The organism is Mycobacterium sp. NGS22 (genome assembly GCF_059813095.1).
The window spans coordinates 72,747-89,129 of sequence record NZ_JCALDY010000001.1 but is presented as its reverse complement, the minus strand read 5'-3'; the positions used below and the strand labels follow the sequence as shown (position 1 = coordinate 89,129).

The 16,383-nt window shown below is 66.2% G+C and carries 15 protein-coding genes; 9 read left to right on the top strand and 6 right to left on the bottom strand.

Annotation, left to right across the window (positions count from 1 at the left end):
* Positions 1-6: 6 nt before the first annotated feature.
* Both AC5Y47_RS00385 and AC5Y47_RS00380 read left to right on the top strand, forming a co-directional pair.
* The gene (locus AC5Y47_RS00385; protein WP_499941385.1) at positions 7-1,059 is read left to right on the top strand and encodes an LLM class F420-dependent oxidoreductase; all 1,053 of its coding nucleotides are present in this window, start codon (positions 7-9) and stop codon (positions 1,057-1,059) included.
* Positions 1,047-1,979 (top strand): SDR family oxidoreductase, encoded by a 933-nt coding sequence (locus AC5Y47_RS00380; protein ID WP_499940950.1) that lies wholly within the window; start codon positions 1,047-1,049, stop codon positions 1,977-1,979. The genes AC5Y47_RS00385 and AC5Y47_RS00380 overlap by 13 nt, the downstream gene beginning before the upstream one ends.
* On the opposite strand, the gene AC5Y47_RS00375 is transcribed toward AC5Y47_RS00380, so the two are convergent.
* Together AC5Y47_RS00375 and AC5Y47_RS00370 are read right to left on the bottom strand one after the other, a co-directional pair.
* A complete protein-coding gene (locus tag AC5Y47_RS00375; protein WP_499940949.1) occupies positions 1,961-3,607 on the bottom strand; it encodes an acyl-CoA synthetase in 1,647 nt (548 codons plus the stop codon). The genes AC5Y47_RS00380 and AC5Y47_RS00375 overlap by 19 nt on opposite strands.
* A gap of 78 nt (positions 3,608-3,685) precedes the next feature.
* On the bottom strand, positions 3,686-4,717 hold the full coding sequence (locus AC5Y47_RS00370) for a Rieske 2Fe-2S domain-containing protein (RefSeq protein WP_499940947.1): 1,032 nt from the start codon (positions 4,715-4,717) through the stop codon (positions 3,686-3,688).
* 93 nt (positions 4,718-4,810) lie between these two features.
* On the opposite strand from AC5Y47_RS00370, the gene AC5Y47_RS00365 reads away from it, so the two are divergent.
* From AC5Y47_RS00365 to AC5Y47_RS00355, 3 genes are read left to right on the top strand one after another with little or no spacing between them, the layout of a single operon-like run.
* Positions 4,811-5,029 (top strand): nuclear transport factor 2 family protein, encoded by a 219-nt coding sequence (locus AC5Y47_RS00365; RefSeq protein WP_499940945.1) that lies wholly within the window; start codon positions 4,811-4,813, stop codon positions 5,027-5,029.
* A 3-nt stretch (positions 5,030-5,032) separates the two neighbouring features.
* A complete protein-coding gene (locus AC5Y47_RS00360; RefSeq protein ID WP_499940943.1) occupies positions 5,033-6,640 on the top strand; it encodes a flavin-containing monooxygenase in 1,608 nt (535 codons plus the stop codon).
* A gap of 10 nt (positions 6,641-6,650) precedes the next feature.
* Positions 6,651-7,739, top strand: coding sequence for a PHB depolymerase family esterase (locus AC5Y47_RS00355; protein WP_499940941.1), 1,089 nt, complete (start codon positions 6,651-6,653; stop codon positions 7,737-7,739).
* Between the two features lie 126 nt (positions 7,740-7,865).
* Here AC5Y47_RS00355 and AC5Y47_RS00350 read toward each other — a convergent pair whose 3' ends face one another.
* The gene (locus tag AC5Y47_RS00350; RefSeq protein ID WP_499940939.1) at positions 7,866-9,362 is read right to left on the bottom strand and encodes an acyl-CoA carboxylase subunit beta; all 1,497 of its coding nucleotides are present in this window, start codon (positions 9,360-9,362) and stop codon (positions 7,866-7,868) included.
* A 72-nt stretch (positions 9,363-9,434) separates the two neighbouring features.
* Here AC5Y47_RS00350 and AC5Y47_RS00345 point away from each other — a divergent pair, with 72 nt between their 5' ends.
* Together AC5Y47_RS00345 and AC5Y47_RS00340 are read left to right on the top strand one after the other, a co-directional pair.
* The gene (locus AC5Y47_RS00345; RefSeq protein WP_499940937.1) at positions 9,435-10,451 is read left to right on the top strand and encodes an LLM class F420-dependent oxidoreductase; all 1,017 of its coding nucleotides are present in this window, start codon (positions 9,435-9,437) and stop codon (positions 10,449-10,451) included.
* A gap of 14 nt (positions 10,452-10,465) precedes the next feature.
* Positions 10,466-11,686, top strand: a complete 1,221-nt coding sequence (locus AC5Y47_RS00340; RefSeq protein WP_499941383.1) for a cytochrome P450 — start codon at positions 10,466-10,468, stop codon at positions 11,684-11,686.
* A 1-nt stretch (position 11,687) separates the two neighbouring features.
* Here AC5Y47_RS00340 and AC5Y47_RS00335 read toward each other — a convergent pair whose 3' ends face one another.
* Positions 11,688-12,080 carry a nuclear transport factor 2 family protein gene (locus AC5Y47_RS00335; RefSeq protein WP_499940935.1) on the bottom strand — a complete coding sequence of 131 codons (393 nt, stop codon included), beginning with the start codon at positions 12,078-12,080 and terminating at the stop codon, positions 11,688-11,690.
* Positions 12,081-12,237: 157 nt separating this feature from the next.
* Here AC5Y47_RS00335 and AC5Y47_RS00330 point away from each other — a divergent pair, with 157 nt between their 5' ends.
* Positions 12,238-13,068, top strand: a complete 831-nt coding sequence (locus AC5Y47_RS00330; protein ID WP_499940933.1) for an SDR family NAD(P)-dependent oxidoreductase — start codon at positions 12,238-12,240, stop codon at positions 13,066-13,068.
* On the top strand, positions 13,068-13,856 hold the full coding sequence (locus tag AC5Y47_RS00325; RefSeq protein ID WP_499941381.1) for an SDR family NAD(P)-dependent oxidoreductase: 789 nt from the start codon (positions 13,068-13,070) through the stop codon (positions 13,854-13,856). Before AC5Y47_RS00330 ends, AC5Y47_RS00325 begins: the two co-directional genes overlap by 1 nt.
* Before the next feature lie 75 nt (positions 13,857-13,931).
* Here the strand turns inward: AC5Y47_RS00325 and AC5Y47_RS00320 are convergent, their stop codons facing one another.
* The gene (locus AC5Y47_RS00320; RefSeq protein WP_499940931.1) at positions 13,932-15,089 is read right to left on the bottom strand and encodes a Zn-dependent alcohol dehydrogenase; all 1,158 of its coding nucleotides are present in this window, start codon (positions 15,087-15,089) and stop codon (positions 13,932-13,934) included.
* Positions 15,086-16,312, bottom strand: coding sequence for a cytochrome P450 (locus AC5Y47_RS00315; RefSeq protein ID WP_499940930.1), 1,227 nt, complete (start codon positions 16,310-16,312; stop codon positions 15,086-15,088). The genes AC5Y47_RS00320 and AC5Y47_RS00315 overlap by 4 nt, the downstream gene beginning before the upstream one ends.
* Positions 16,313-16,383: the final 71 nt, after the last annotated feature.

The following is a 16,383-nucleotide window of genomic DNA, read 5'->3' as shown; positions in this document are numbered from 1 at the left end:
GCGGCGATGATCGCCGGATCCGGCTCCCGGATCAAGATCGACGGCGGCATCCCCATGGAGCTGACCCGGGTGCCCCCCGCGGCGGCCGAACTGGAAGGCCGTGGCTACGACGGCGGCTGGACCGGGGAGATCAACCACGACCCGTTCCTGCCCATGCTGTTGGCTGCCGAACACACCTCGACTCTCGAACTGGGCACCAGCATCGCGGTGGCGTTCGCGCGTAACCCGATGACGGTCGCCAACGTGGCGTGGGATCTGCAGTCCTACTCCGGCGGCCGGTTCATCCTCGGCCTGGGCACTCAGATCCGGCCGCACATCGAGAAGCGGTTCGGCATGCCGTGGAGCCGGCCGGTGGCCAGGATGCGGGAGTTCGTCGCGGCGCTGCGGGCCATCTGGGATTGCTGGCAGCACGGCAGCCGGTTGAGCTTCGAAGGCGACTTCTACACGCACCAGCTGATGACGCCGATGTTCATCCCCGAGCCCTTGACCTGCGCGCTGCCAAAGGTTTTCGTGGCCGCGGTCGGGGCGGTGATGACCGAGATGTGCGGTGAGGTCGCCGACGGCCTAATCGCTCACGCGTTCACCACCCGGCGCTTCCTGGACGAGGTGACCCTGCCGGCGTTGCAGCGCGGGATCCGGCGTGCCGGACGTGAATGTGCCGACGTCGCGGTGTCCTGCCCGGTCTTCGTCGTGACAGGCCGCACCGAAGCCGAGATGGCCGGTGCCGCAGCGGGAATCCGAAAGCAGATCGCCTTCTACGGCTCGACGCCGGCGTATCTGAAAGTGCTCGAGCTGCACGGCTGGGCGGAGCTGCACACCGAACTGCACCGTCTGTCCCGACAAGGCGAATGGGATGCCATGGGCACTTTGATCGACGACGACGTGCTGGACGCGTTCGCCGTCGTCGCGCCCGTCGACGAGTTGGCCGCCGCGCTGCGCACCCGCTGCGCAGGTGCGGTCGATCGCGTGCTGCCGGCCTTCCCCGCCTGCCTGCCGCGGGGCACAATCGTGTCGATCCTCGATCAGTTGCGCCAGGAGGTTCAGCCATGGACAGGGTGAGAGGCAGAACGGTGGTCGTCACCGGCGGCGCCCGCGGCATCGGATTCGCCACTGCGACAGCGTTATTGGCGCGCGGTGCGCAGGTGGTGATCGGCGACCGGGACGGTGCGGCGCTGGACGCGGCCGTCGCGGCGACGGGGGGTGCGGTTTGCGGTCACCTGCTCGACGTCTCCGACCGCGACTCCTTCGCCGGGTTTCTCGACCGGGCCAGGGCCGACGGCGGCGGACGCATCGACGTGCTGATCAACAATGCCGGAGTGATGCCGGTGGGCTCGTTCGTCGACCAGACGCCGCAAGCCATCCGGTCCTCCATCGAGGTCAACCTCTACGGAGTGCTCAACGGGTGCCAGCTGGTGTTGCCCGAGATGGCGGCGCGCCGGCGCGGCCACATCGTCAACATCGCGTCGATGGCCGGCGTGATGGCCATCCCGGGACAGGTCGTCTACGCCGCGACCAAATTCGGTGTGGTCGGACTCAGCGTGGCGCTGGCCGACGAATTCGCCTCCCGCGGTGTGGATGTCACCGTGGTGATGCCGCCCTTCGCCCAGACCGACTTGATCGCCGGGACGAAGGCGTCGGGCATCGGCAAACCGGTCAAGCCCGACGTGGTGGCCGCGGCGATCGTTGGCGCGCTGGACAAACCCCGGACCCACGTGGCGCTCCCGCAGCCGACCCGGTTCGTCGGTCCGGTGGTGGCGATGCTGGGTGCGCGGGGGAGGCGCTGGTTCAACAAGAGGATCGGCGCGGACAGACTGTTCCTCGACGACATCGACCATGCCGCACGGGCGTCCTACGAACGGCGGGCACAGTCGGCGGTCGGCGTGGTGGATGAGGCCGTCGAGCGTCACGCCAGCGTGGCATCGGGCGACGAGCGTCGCGCCAGCGTGACGCTCGATGCGGGCTACGAATCCTCGGCCTGAGCCCGCGCCCATCGGTAGTCCGCCTTGCCCGAGGGGCTGCGCTGGATGACATCGCGGAAGACGATCGCTTTGGGAAGTTTGTAGCGCGCCAACGAGTTTGCGGCGTGCGCGATCAACTCGTCAGCGTCGGTCACGGCTCCCTCGGCCAATGCCACCACCGCCACCACTTCCTGACCCCACCGTTCGCTGGGACGTCCGGCGACCACCACGTCGGCGACGGCCGGATGGGAAGCCACCGCGGTTTCCACTTCCTCGGCGAAGATCTTCTCGCCGCCGGAATTGATGGTCACCGAGTCGCGGCCCAGCAGTTCGATGTGGCCGTCCTCGCGATGCCGGGCCCGGTCACCGGGGATCGCATAGCGGACGTCGTCGATGACCGGGAAGGTCGCCGCGGTCTTGGTGGCATCGCCCTTGTAGCCCAACGGAACATACCCGCGTTGCGCCAGCCACCCGAGTCCGTCGTGACCCTTCGGCAGGATCGAGCTCAGATCCTCGGCCGCCACGAACGTGTCCGGCCCGGCGTTGAAGGTGCCCGTCGACACCGCACCGGACATGGACATGTGGTGCATCTGCGCGCCGGTTTCGGAGGACCCGACGCCGTCGATGATGATCGCGTTGGGCAGCACCTCGATCAGTTTTTGCTTGACGTACGGCGTCAACAGCGCTCCGCCGTTGGCGACCACGGCCAGCGACGATACGTCGGCGATCCCCTTCTCGATGGCGGCGACCAGCGGCCTTGCAATCGCATCACCGACAACCGTCACCACCAGGACCTTCTCGCGTTCGACGGTGCGCACCACCTCCTCGGTGTCCAGGCGCTCGACCGTCGAGGGGAACACCACCGACTGCCCGGTGGTCAACGCCGTCATCACACTCCACTGCGCCGCCCCGTGCATCAACGGCGGCAATACCATCAGCTTGGTGCCCGGCCCGGCCGTCACCCGGGCCACCACGTCGTCGACGGAACCGACCGGCTGACCGGTGACCAGGTCGCGGCCGCCGAAGGAGGTCATGAAGATGTCGGCCTGGCGCCACAGCACGCCTTTCGGCATGCCCGTCGTGCCGCCGGTGTAGAGCACGTACAGATCGTCGGGGGAGTGCTGCACCGGTGGCGCGTCCGGACTGGCCGATGCCAGCGCTTCCTCGTAATCGACTGCGCCGTCGAGCAATTCGTTGCCCGAGTCGTCAGCGATCTGAATCAGCACCTTCAGGTCAGGCAGGTCCGGCAGGATTTCGGCCACCCGGGGCGCGAACGCGGCGTGGTAGACCAGCGCGGTGGCACCGGCGTCGGCCAGCAGATACTGCAGCTCTTGCTTGACATAGCGGAAGTTGACGTTGAACGGGGCGACCCGGGCCGCGAACGAGCCGAGCAACGTCTCGACGAACTCGTTGCCGTTGTAGGCATAGATCCCGAGTAGGTCCTGCCCGGCTTCGTGGCCGGCCAGCGCGGAGCGTTCGGTGTGGCAGCCCAGCCCGCGGGAATGCAGATAGTCGGCAAGGCGGTTGGACCGCTCGAGGATTTGCGCGTAGCTGAACCGGCGGTCCCCCTGAATGACCAGGTCGCGGTCGGGAATCGCGGCCGCGACGGCGGCCACTACATCGGGAACGGTGAATTCGGTGCCGGGCACGAGAGTCCTTTCCGCCGAGCAGACAGAGAATCGCACGAATGAGTGTGCCGCAGTGCGATTCTGTGTCTGCTCGCGGCCTCAGGGTTGGTGGGGTAGCAGGCCGGCTGCGGCATCGACGCGCGGCGGCACGTCATAGAACTGAGTCGCCCATTTCCGGAGCGCCATATACCCTTTCGCGTCGGTCTTGGACAGCGCCGGACGCTCCACGTACTTCTGATAGCGCCAGATCTGCAGGTCGTCGAAAACGGTGGACAGGAACTGCTTTTCGATCAGGTCACGCAGCTTGCCCTCCGGTACGGGGGACTCGTCGCCCGGGACGCGGGGCCACCAGATCGAGTAGAACAGATCCGAAGTCTCGTCGTCGACCGGCGTGCAGGTGAAGATCAGCCGATGGTTCTGCGCGCCCTCGAAAACGCTGATCGCACCGCCGAGCCCGAACAGGTGGCTGTGAAACACCAACGCCAGGTCGTCGGGGTCGTCGCTGCGCGCGTCCGGCCAGCCCGCGGTGAACTGCCATTCGTGCTCGACGATCTTGTAGTCCAGCACCCGCGGCGTGACGGTGGCGTGGTGCACATACTCGAAATGCGCACTGTCCGGGGCATTTTCGGCGACGATCTGCGGGTGCACCGGTTCGCGCTCGGCGCGCCGGGAGAACTCCGGGTAGGCGCGGTAATAGGCCGACGGGTCGGTCTCGAACTGCGGGAATTTGCGGAAAATGTCGGGCATCTCCCACTGCGGCTCCTTGCCGTCCGGATGATGCCAGACGAACACGCAGTCGTACTGCTCCTGCACCGGATACACCTTCAGCGTCAGCGCACGGTTCGGCCGGTCCGGCTGATACGGGATGTAGCGGTTGGTGCCGTCGGGTCCCCAACGCCACCCGTGAAACGGGCACTGGACGCAGTCGCCCACCACCGTGCCGCCGTGGCCCAGATGGGCGCCCAGGTGTTTGCAGTGGGCTTCCAGCACATGCAGGGCGCCGGACTCGTCACGATAGGCGACCAGGTCCTCGCCGAAGTACCGCAGCGGGCGAACCTCACCCACCGGGAATTCGGGGGACCACCCGATCATGAACCACCCGGTGACCTTCCAGGTGAACGGGACCTTCACGTCAGTGCCTTTCGACAACGGCTGATACTTAATGCTTTACAGTATAGATTTCAGCAGACCGGCGATACATCGTCCAGCGCGGCAAGGAGCTCTATGGCCGAGGATGGCTTGCGGGGAGCTGACGAATTCGGGGCGATTCGGCAGCTCAAGGCACGCTATTGCCGGTTTCTGGGCACCACGGACCTGGATTCCTGGCGCGGCGTGTTCACCGACGACGTGACGCTCGACATGGCTGTGGGCACCGGCGCAGCCGATCCGCAGACGGCGCCGCCCCTGGTCGGTCTGGACAATTTCGCTGTGCTGGGCGGGTGACCGGTGGATCTTGAAGTTCTGGTGATCGGCGCCGGGTTCTCCGGGCTGTACATGTTGCATCGACTGCGTGAGTTGGGGCTGCGGGCCCGGGTGCTCGAGATGGCTGACGGAGTCGGCGGCACCTGGCTGGTCAACCGGTATCCCGGCGCGCGGTGTGACATCGAGAGCATCGAATACTCCTACAGCTTCTCCGAAGAGATTCAGCAGGAATGGGTTTGGACGGAGTCGATGCCGGCCCAGCCCGAGATCGAGGCCTACCTGAACTTCGTCGCCGACCGGTTGGACCTGCGTCGCGACATCGCGTTCAACACCAAGGTCATCGCGATGGACTTCGACGAGGAAGCCGCGGTGTGGATGGTACGGACTGAAGCGGGGGAGACGCTCACGGCGCCGTTCGTGGTGGCGGCATCGGGCATTCTCTCGGTCCCACTGGAGCCCGATATCGCAGGGATGGCGTCTTTCGCCGGAACCTCGCTGTATACCAGCCGCTGGCCGCGCGAGGGTTTCGATCTGACCGGAAAGCGGGTCGGCGTCATCGGCACCGGGTCCACCGGAGTCCAACTCATTCCGGTGGTGGCTCGGGAAGCTCAGCAGCTGACCGTATTTCAGCGTTCGGCACCCTACACACTGCCGTGGCGCGTGCACCGGTTCGAACCCGGTGAGCTGGACGAGATGAAAGCGCGTTACGGCGAGATCCGCGCCGCCCAGCGCGCGCACCCGATCGGTGCGGCACGGTTGAGCGCGTTCTCGGTGCTGCTGGAGATGCTGACCAGCCCGGCGCTGAAATCGGCAACCCGCGAGCAGCGGCTGCAGGCCATTGAGGAGAACGGCGTGCTGGGCGCACTGAATTGGAGCGACGTCTTCTTCGACATCGAGGCCAACCGGACGGCCGCCCAGCTCTACGGCGAAGCCGTGGCCCGCATCGTTGAAGATCCCCGGACCGCCGCCGCCCTCGTGCCCCGACATCCGTTCGCCTGCAAGCGCCCGATCATCGACCAGGGCTATTACGAAACGTTCAATCGGGACAACGTCACACTGGTCGACCTGCGCGACGACCCGATCCGGGAAGTGACGTCGGCTGGCATCCGGACCGTGGATGCGGACCACGAACTGGACGTGATCATCTACGCCACCGGATTCGACGCGATGACAGGTGCGTTGAGCCGCATCGACATTCGCGGTCGCGACGGGGTGTCGCTGCGTGATTTCTGGGCGGAGCAGGGCCCACTGTCCTATCTCGGGCTGGCGGTCGCCGGCTTTCCCAACCTGTTCACCGTGCAGGGCCCCGGCAGCCCCAGCGCGGCAACCAATTTCGTGGCGGCGCTGGAGCAGCACGTGGAGTGGATCGGCGACTGCATAGCCCACCTGCGGGCCAATGGAATCCGCGCCATCGAGGCGCTGGACAGCGCGCAGCAGGAGTGGATAGACCATGCCACGTCACTCGTGGCGCCGACGGTGCTGGTTCACCCGTCCTGCAACTCCTGGTACAACGGCGGCAATGTTCCCGGTAAGAAGCGGATGTACATGGGGTATACCGGCGGCATCCCCGAATACCGCCGTCGGTGCGACGAGATCGCGGCCGCCGGGTACACCGGGTTCGAACTGAGGTAGGTGATTGGTCGTGTCTTTGGCAACGCGCGGACTGGGCATAACCCGGGAGTTGAGCCTGATGCTGCCGCGTACGGTGGCCGGCGTCCGGGGTGGTCCGCTCGGGGTACGTCAGTTCGGCGAGGTGTTCCTGGACGAGTTTGTGCTGACCAGCTTTTCGATTCTCAACAACGGTGTGTTCAAGACGGTGCGATCACCGCAGACGTGCGCCGCGGCGGCCGAGGAGTTGTCGGCGCTGGGCATCGACGGGGCGCACGGCGACCCGGCGCCGTTGCGGGTGCACGGCATCAGGCGCCGGCGTATCGCCGGGTTGAACTATGAGCGGATGACATTCGAGCACGAACCCGCGCTGCCGCGGACCCTGGTCGAGCAGAACTTCGGCGGCCCGTCACGAGCCGCGGTACACCTGGTGCGGCACCGAGACGGTCCGCGTCCCTGGCTGATCTGGATCCACGGCGCCGGCCAGGGCGGTGCGGAAGACATGCTCCTGTCGCGCATCAACCGGATCCACCGCGGATTGGGATACAACGTCGCGATGCCGGTGCAACCCGGCCACGGCAGCCGGCGCGGGCATTGGCCGGCGTATCCGGACATGGATCCGCTGGGCAACGTCGCGGGCATGATGCGCTCGGTGTCGGAGATCCGTGCCATAGTGCGCTGGGCGCGCAGGCAGGCGACCGCCGTCGTGGTAGCCGGGGTGTCGATGGGCAGCCCGGTGGCAGCGCTGGTTTCCCACCTCGAGCGGGACGTCGACGCGGTCGCGCTCTACACGCCGATCCTGGGGCTCAACTCGATGATCGCCCGCCACCTGGGCAGGTCGGGTGCGTCGCGCAGCGACTACCGGAGATTGCTGCGGTCCGACGCGGTTTCACAGCTGACCTCGGTGATCGATCCACTGCAGGCCGACCCGGCGCCACCACCGAACCGGCGGTTGATCGTTGCCGCGCGGCACGACCGAATGGCGATGCTAGAGCCCGCGCTGGTGTTGCAGGAGAAGTGGGGTGGCCAGCTGTACTGGTATGCCGGGGGCCATGTCAGTCACATCTTCTCGCGTCGCGTGCAGGCGGTCTCCGAGCGGTTCCTGCGCGAAGTGCTTGTGTAGCCCTCGTAACGGCTTGCGCTCTGCGCGAGGGTCCCCAAAATGCCGGTGAAAGCGCCGTATTGCCGTGCATTTGAGGACACTCGCGCCACAAGCGGCTCGCGCCACAAGCGGCTCGCGTCAGCAGGCCTACGGCAGGATCACGGTGCGAAGCACGGGCTCGGCGACCGCCTGCCGCGTGGACAGCCCCCGCCGCAACGCATCGAGCAGCGCGTCGCGCGTCTCGCGCGGATCGATGAGCTCGTCGAACCCCATGTTCGCGGCCGAGCGATAGGACGCCTGCAGTTCGGCGTTGCGCAGCTTGGTGGACAGGTCCTCACCGGCGTGCGAGGCGCGGGTCAGCGCAGCCGCGCTCATCGCCCCCATGGTGGCACCGGGATAGGCGAAAGTGGCTGTCTGCTGGTCGAATCCGAGCAACGACATCACCATTGAGCCGAAGCCGTACGCCTTGCGCAGCGTCACGTGCAGCTTGATGGTCGTCGCCGCGGTCTGCGCGGCGAACATCCGCGCCCCGCTGCGCAGTACCCCCTGGCTCTCCGAACGGCTGCCCGGCAGCATCCCCGGATTGTCGGCCAGGAACACGATCGGCAGGTGGAACGAATCGGCCACCAGGATGAAATGTGCCGCCTTGTCGGCTGCGTCGGCATCGATAGACCCGGCCAACACCTGCGGCTGATTGGCGACGACGGCGACCGGGTGCCCGCCGAGGTGCGCCAACGCGCAGATGATCGCCTTGCCGAACGCCGGTTGAATCTCGAACCAGTCCGGGCGGTCGAACACCACGTCGAGCACCGCCCGCATGTCGTAGACCCGGCGGTTGTCGCGGGACACGATGCTCAGCAACTCCGGCGTCGGCCGGGGTTCGGAGTTTTCGTCGGGTTCCAGGGACGGCGGGTACGACCACGCGCTGGACGGGAAATACGACAGATAGCGCCGGATGTCGTCGAGCACGGCCTCGTCGTCCTCGCCGACGTTGTGGATCACCCCGCTGGGCAGCGCGACCGAGGGGCCGCCCAGGTCTTCTTTCGAAATGTCTTCGCCCGTCGACTCTTTGACGACCGGCGGACCCGCGGTGAAGATGGTGCCGTTTCGGCTCATGATCCGGAAGTCGCACACCGGGGCGACCAGGGCACCGTGTCCGGCGGACGGCCCGAGCACCGCGGCCACCGTGGGAACCCGCCCCGAACACTGCGTCTGGGCGAGCAGGTCGGTGGGACTGCGCCCGTAGTGCCCGCCGGTCGGGCGGAAGCCGGCGCCGTCGAGCAACATCACCATGGGCACCTTGTTGCGCAGCGCCAGTTCGGCGATCCGGTGGCGTTTGGAGTTTCCGCCCGGCCCGATGCTGCCGGCCAGGGTGGTGAAGTCCTCGGCGCCCACCATCACCGGTGCGCCGTCGATCAGGCCGGAGCCGGTGACGATGGCGTCGGCGGCTGTGTCACCTCCGACCAGGGTGCCGATTTCCCGGAACGTGCCGGGGTCCAGCAGCCGCTCGATTCGGGCGCGTGCGTCCAATTTGCCCTTGCCGCGGTGCTTGTCGAGACGCTCCGGTCCGCCCATCGCCCACGCGTGCTGTCGACGTCGGTCGAGGTCCGCGAGGGTCTCGTCCCAATCCTCGGGCTTGCCCATCCTGGTTACTGTAGTGGGTGCTGCCGGGCGTGACGTTGACCCTACCGAATTGCTTACTGTAACTTTTCCCTCATGTCGCGTGGGGGCCTCAAGATCGACGGAGGCATCCCAGCCAGACTGGACCGGACGGTCGAGGCCGCCGTCGCTCTGGAACGTAACGGCTATGCCGGAGGCTGGACGGCGGAAACCAGCCACGACCCGTTCCTGCCGTTGCTGCTGGCCGCCGAGCACACGTCGCGCATCGAACTCGGCACCAACATCGCGGTGGCGTTCGCGCGCAGTCCGATGACCGTCGCCAACGTGGGCTGGGATCTGCAGGCGTACTCCCAGGGACGATTCATCCTGGGCCTCGGCACTCAGATCCGACCGCATATCGAGAAGCGGTTCGGCATGCCGTGGAGTCATCCCGCCCGCCGGATGCGTGAGTTCGTCGCGGCGCTGCAAGCGATCTGGTCGACCTGGAAGGGTGGCGAGCGGCTGCAGTTCGAAGGCGAGTTCTACACGCACAAGCTGATGACGCCGATGTTCACCCCGGAGCCGATGCCGCACCCGCCGCCGAGGATTTTCCTGGCGGCGGTCGGGGAGGCGATGACCGAAATGTGCGGCGAGGTCGCAGACGGTCACGTCGGTCACCCGATGGTGTCGAAGCGGTACCTCGCGGAGGTGACGTTGCCGGTGCTGCAGCGCGGTCTGCAGCGCTCGGGCCGAGACCGCGCCGACATCGAGGTCGCCGCCGAAGTGATGGTGGCGACCGGCACAAACGAAGAGGAGTTGGCCACCGCAATCTCGGCCGCCCGCAAGCAGATTGCGTTCTACGGGTCCACACCGGCGTATCGCCCGGTTCTGGACCTGCACGGCTGGGGCGACCTGCACACCGAGCTACACCGGATGTCCAAGCAGGGCGAATGGGACGCGATGGCCTCGCTGGTCGACGACGAGATCCTCAACACTCTGGCAGTGGTGGGGCCGGTCGACGAGATCGCCGCCGCCCTGCGCAGCCGCTGCGATGGCCTCGCCGATCGGGTGTGGCCGATCTTCTATGCCGCTTCCCAGGACTGTATCAACGCCGCACTGAAGGAATTTCGCTGATGAGCACACCGGTAATGGACGAGGCCGCCAAGCTGCTGGCCGATCCGCAAACCTACACCGACGAGCGCCGTCTGCATGCCGCGCTGACGCACCTGCGTGCCGACGCCCCGGTCTCGTGGGTGGACGTCGAGAACTACCGGCCGTTCTGGGCTATCACCAAACACACCGACATCATGGACATCGAACGCGACAACACGCTGTTCACCAACTGGCCGCGGCCGGTCCTGACCACCGCCGCCGGTGACGACCAGCAGGCCGCCATCGGCGTCAAGACGCTGATCCACCTCGACGACCCGCAGCACCGTGACGTGCGGGCGATCGGCGCGAACTGGTTCCGTCCAAAAGCCATGCGGGCGTTGAAGGTTCGTGTCGATGAGCTGGCCAAGATCTACGTCGACAAGATGGCCGAGGTGGGTCCAGAGTGCGATTTCGTCCAAGAGGTCGCGGTCAACTATCCGCTCTACGTCATCATGTCGTTGTTGGGCATCCCGGAGTCCGACTTCCCGCGCATGCTCAAGCTGACCCAGGAACTGTTCGGCAGCGACGACACCGAGTTCAAGCGCGGCACCACCGTGGAAGACCAACTGCCGGTGCTGCTGGACATGTTCGGCTACTTCAACGACGTGACCGCCGCGCGTCGCGAACAGCCGACCGAGGATCTCGCATCGGCGATCGCCAACGCCCGCATCAACGGTGAGCCGCTGTCGGACATCGAGACGGTGTCCTACTACCTGATCGTGGCGACCGCGGGGCACGACACCACCAGCGCCACCATCTCCGGTGGCCTGCACGCGCTGACCGAGCATCCCGACCAGCTGCAGCGGCTACGCGACGACCTGTCCCTGCTGCCGCAGGCGACCGAGGAGATGATCCGCTGGGTCACCCCGGTCAAACAGTTCATGCGCACCGCCGCACGGGACACCGAAGTGCGGGGTGTCCCGATCGCCGCGGGCGAGTCGGTGCTGCTCTCCTACGTCTCGGGCAACCGCGACGAAGAGGTCTTCGACGACCCGTTCCGCTTCGACGTCGGCCGCGAGCCGAACAAGCACGTGGCGTTCGGCTACGGCGTGCACTTCTGCATGGGCGCTGCGCTGGCACGTATGGAAGTCAGCAGCTTTTTCAACGAACTGTTGCCCAGGCTGAAATCGATTGAGCTGACCGGTGATCCGCAATATGTCGCGACCACCTTCGTCGGCGGCCTGAAACACCTGCCGGTGCGTTACTCGCTTCGGTGAGCTATCCGAACAGCACCGTGCTGATCAGGTGAGTGTCGCAGTACTCCCGCCAATGGGCGACCTTGCCGTCGGCGAATCGGAACAGCCAGGAGTAGACATTGGCGTACTTCTTGCCGCTGTGCGCCGTGGCATTCGACTCGCCGAAGACGACTACGGAGTCGCCTTCGCTGACCGCGTGCTCGAAGGCGAAGTGCAGACCGTCCCTGGTGAAACTCGGGATGCTGCCGACGAAGTTGAGGAATTGTTCCCTGTCGAAATCGCTCGGCATCGGATCGCCAGAGGGCAAGTCGATCGGAGCGCGACGCATCGACCTGAAGGTGAAATCGTCGCTGATCATTGTCTCCACTGCGGCAGTATCACCATGCTCGGCTGCCCGCAGGAGATCTTGTGCCATCCGGCTACGCTGCTCGTTCGTCACGCGCTCCCTTTCGGTGCGAGGTGTGGCCTCGTCATTGTCACGCGCCGCACGCCCCGACGCCAGACTCAATACACCCGAGCGGTAAAAAGGTGTGGCCCAAGTCATAGACTCCCCACGGGAGGACAGCAGCCTAATGACCCCGAGGACGATCATCATCACCGGTGCCAGCGACGGCATCGGCGCCGCTGCTGCGCGCCGGTTGCGCCAACTCGGCGACAACATCGTCGTGGTCGGCCGGTCGCAGAGCAAGACCCAGGCCGTGGCCGCCGAGCTGGACGCAGACCATTTCGTCGTCGACTTCGCCGACCTGGCGCAAGCGCGGGCGCTGGCGGACAAGATCCGCTCCGACTACCCCAGGATCGACGTGCTGATCAACAACGCGGGCTGCATGGGCACCAAGATCCACATCACGCCGGACGGCTACGAACATACCTACCAAGTCAACTATCTGTCCCCGTTCCTGCTGACCACTCAGCTGATGGATGTGCTCGTCGACTCCCGCGCCACCGTCGTCAACACCACCAGCTCGTCGCATCTGCTGATACTGCGCGCCACCGTCGCCGATCTGGAGAACACGGCGCGGCGCCGTCCCAGCACCGCCTACGCACTGTCTAAGCTGGCGATCGTGTTGTTCACCAAGGAATTACACCGCCGGTACCACGGCCGCGGACTATCCGTCGCAACGGTCCACCCCGGCTACGTCAACTCCAACTTCGGTCCGGCCTCGGGATCGAAGACGCTGGCCTTCTCCAAGCGGTACCTGCCGACCGAGCGCTACACCGCCAGCTCGGAAGAAGGCGCCGAACAACTGATCTGGCTGGCCTCGACCCAACCCGGTGTGGCGTGGACGCCGGGGGAATATTATTCGCGGCATAAGGTCGCCAGGACCAACCGGCTGGCGAAGAATCCGCGGCTGGCCGGCGAGCTGTGGGACAGCACGCTGGCCAGGATCGCGACCTCGTGATGCAGGGCGCGAAGACGACCGCCCTGGTGACCGGCGGCGGGTCCGGGATCGGGCGCGAGGCGGCGACACTATTGCGCGAAGCCGGACACGACGTCGTCGTCTGGGACGTGTCCGGTGGTGACATCGCTTGTGACATCAGCGATTACGATGCGGTGCTGGCGGCGATGGAGCAGACCGTGCGCGAGCACGGTGTGCCCACCCGGGTCGTGGCGTCGGCCGGCGTCGGATCGTCGGGTCTGCTGCTGGAGTTGCCGCCCGCGGAATGGCAGAAGGTGCTCTCGGTCAACCTCACCGGCACCTGGTACACGATCCGCGCGGCCGCCCGGGCCATGATCGACGCCGAACTCGAAGGTTCGATCGTCGTGGTCTCCAGCATCAGCGGCACGGTGGCCGACCGGGACATGGGCGCCTACTGCGTGTCGAAGGCCGGCCTGGACATGCTGGTCAAGGTGGCGGCGGTGGAGTGGGGGATCCACGGTATCCGGGTCAACGCCGTCGGGCCCGGTGTCACGCGCACCCCCATGCTGCCCGACGCCGAAAAGTGGCCGGCCTGGGTCGAGGGCATGTCCAAACGAACGGCGTTGCGGCGCTTGGGGGATCCCGGCGACGTGGCCGAGGCTATCGTCGGCACCCTCGAAATGTCCTGGGTGACAGGACAAGTGATCCACGCCGACGGCGGGCTGTCACTGCACAGCCCGATCGACGCCTACGGGCAGGTCGAGAAGCTGATGCGGTTGAAGAAGCTACGCGAGCTGCATGCGGCAAAGCAGCAGGCCCAGGAGTCTTAGCCCCGAGAGTGAATTTCACGACGCACCGCCCGCGTGTCGCGTCGTCAGATTCACGGTCGGCGGTAAGGGTTTGGGTCAGACGATCCCGTAGTCGATGACACCGCGAACGATTTCGCCGTTGAGCAGGTCGGCGTAGGCCTGGTTGATGTCGTCTAAGGCGTACCGGCGGGTGATCATCTCGTCGAGCTGCAGCTGCCCGGTCTGGTAGAGCCGGGCCAACCGTGCGATGTCGGCCTTGGCGTTGCAGGAGCCGAAGATGGTGCCCGCCAACGTTTTGTTCATCAGGATGAAGTCCTGCAGGTTGATCTTGACCGATTGTTGCAGCTGCGAAGTCATGCCGGTCAGCACGCACGTCCCGCCCTTGCGGGTGAGTTGCACCGCGTCGCGGACATCGTCGGCGGTGATCAGTGACGGCGAGACCACTACGGAGTCGGCCATCACCCCGTAGGTGAGATCGCGCACCAGGTCCAGCGCCTCGGCGATCGAGGCGACGCTGTGCGTGGCGCCGAACCGCAACGCCGACTTCTGTTTGAACTCCACCGGATCGACGGCGACGATGTGCGCGGCGCCGTTGATCCCTGCTCCCTGGATTGCGCCGGTGCCGATGCCCCCGGCACCGATCACGACCACCACGTCCCCGCCGCGCACCCCGGCCCGGTTGGCGGCCGACCCGTAGCCGGTCGGAATGGCGCAGGACAGCAGCGCGCTGGGGACCAGCGGCAGCTGCGGCTCCAGCTTGATCAGCGAATTCACCGACACCACAGTGTGTTCGGCGAATGTGCCGACCTTGGCCAGATGGCCGAGCGGCCGGCCGTCGGCGGTGTGGTGACGGAAGGTGCCGTCGGTCGGCATCCCCGGGACCATGGTGCCCATGCCCTGGTCGCAGATGTACTCCATACCCGAGGCGCACCACCGGCATTGTCCGCATACCGCGACGAACGTCGTCACTACATGGTCGCCGACCGCGAAATCGGTTACCCCGGGCCCGATCTCACGCACCACGCCCGAGCCTTCGTGCCCGCCGATCATCGGGAACATGGTGGGCAGGCCCAACGCTTTCAGCACCTCGTTGGGTGCGGACATGTCGCCTTTGAGGATGTGGTCGTCGGAGTGGCACAGCCCGGCGGCCGCCAGCTGGACCAGCACCTCGCCGGCGCGGGGTGCGTCGAGTTCGAACTCCTCGACCGACCACGGCCCGCCGACGTCGTGCAGGATCGCCGCGCGGCTTCTCATGCGACCGGCCGGAATGTGACGGGAAGTTTGTTGGGGGAACGGAAGGTGAGGCCGACGATCTTGGACTCCACCCCGGTGCCGTCGTCTTCGACGAACCTCAGATCCTGGACGCGGTCGAACAGGCTGTTGAGCATGACCCGCGTCTCCAGTCGGGCGAGGTGCATGCCCAGGCACATGTGGATGCCGCCGGCGAAGGCGATGTGTGCCTGCCGGGGGCGCCGGATGTCGAAGGTATTGGGGTCGGTCCAACGCGTTTCGTCGCGGTTGGCCGAGCCCATACACATGTCGATCTGCGCGTCGGCGGGAATTGTCTTGCCGCCCAACTCGACTTCGCGTGTGGTGGTCCGCGTGACCATGGTCAACGGCGTCTCGTAACGCAGGCCCTCTTCCATCGCCATCGGGATCAGCGACCGGTCTTGATAGGCCATCGACAACTGCTCGGGGTGGGTCAGCAGGCAGTACAACAGGTTGCTTGAAGAGCGGTAAGTGGTTTCCAGTCCGGCGGGCAACAGCAGGCGCAGGAACGCGATGACGGCCTCGTCGGTCAGCTTCTCGCCGTCGATCTCGGCGGCGACCAGATCACCGATGATGTCATTGGTGGGCTTGCGGCGCCGCTGTTCGACCTGGTTGAGGAAGTAGCCGTGCAACTCGGCTGCGGCGGTCAGGCCGGCCATGATGTCGGTCGGGATCGAGATCAGATCCAGCGACAGCCGGCGGAACATGTCGAGATCTTCCGGCGGCAACCCGAGCAGCGAGGAGATGATGCGGGTGGGGAACTCGAAGGTCAGCGCCTTGACCAAGTCCGCCTCGCCGTGCTCCTTGATCTCGTCCACCAGCTGGTCGCAGACCGGCCCGATCACCGACGGCTCCCAGCGCTCCAGCGCTGTCGACCGGAACGCCTTGGCCACCAGGTTGCGATGGTCGTGGTGCTCCCGGCCACCCATCGCCAAGATGGTGTGGCCCATCACCAAGCCGATGGTCTCGTCGTACTTGGCTGAGGTGAACGTCTGGTCGTCGCGGAAGGCGTGGAAGACGTCGTCGTAGCCGAACAGGACCCACTCGTCGCTCGGCTTGAGTTCGTCGGGCAGCTGCTCGAGGTCCGAAAGGCCGCCGTGCCAGACGGGGTCGGTGCGCCGCATGTATTCGAAGAACGGGTACGGGCTGGTTTCACCGGTGAGGTCCAAGGCGACGGGCGCGCCGTTTTGGTCGGTGCTGAGCGTCATCAGGCGCTCCTCTCTGAGCAACCGAGTTAGCCCTTGCACATGGGCCGAAAGTGGAATGTCGCTATCATAAT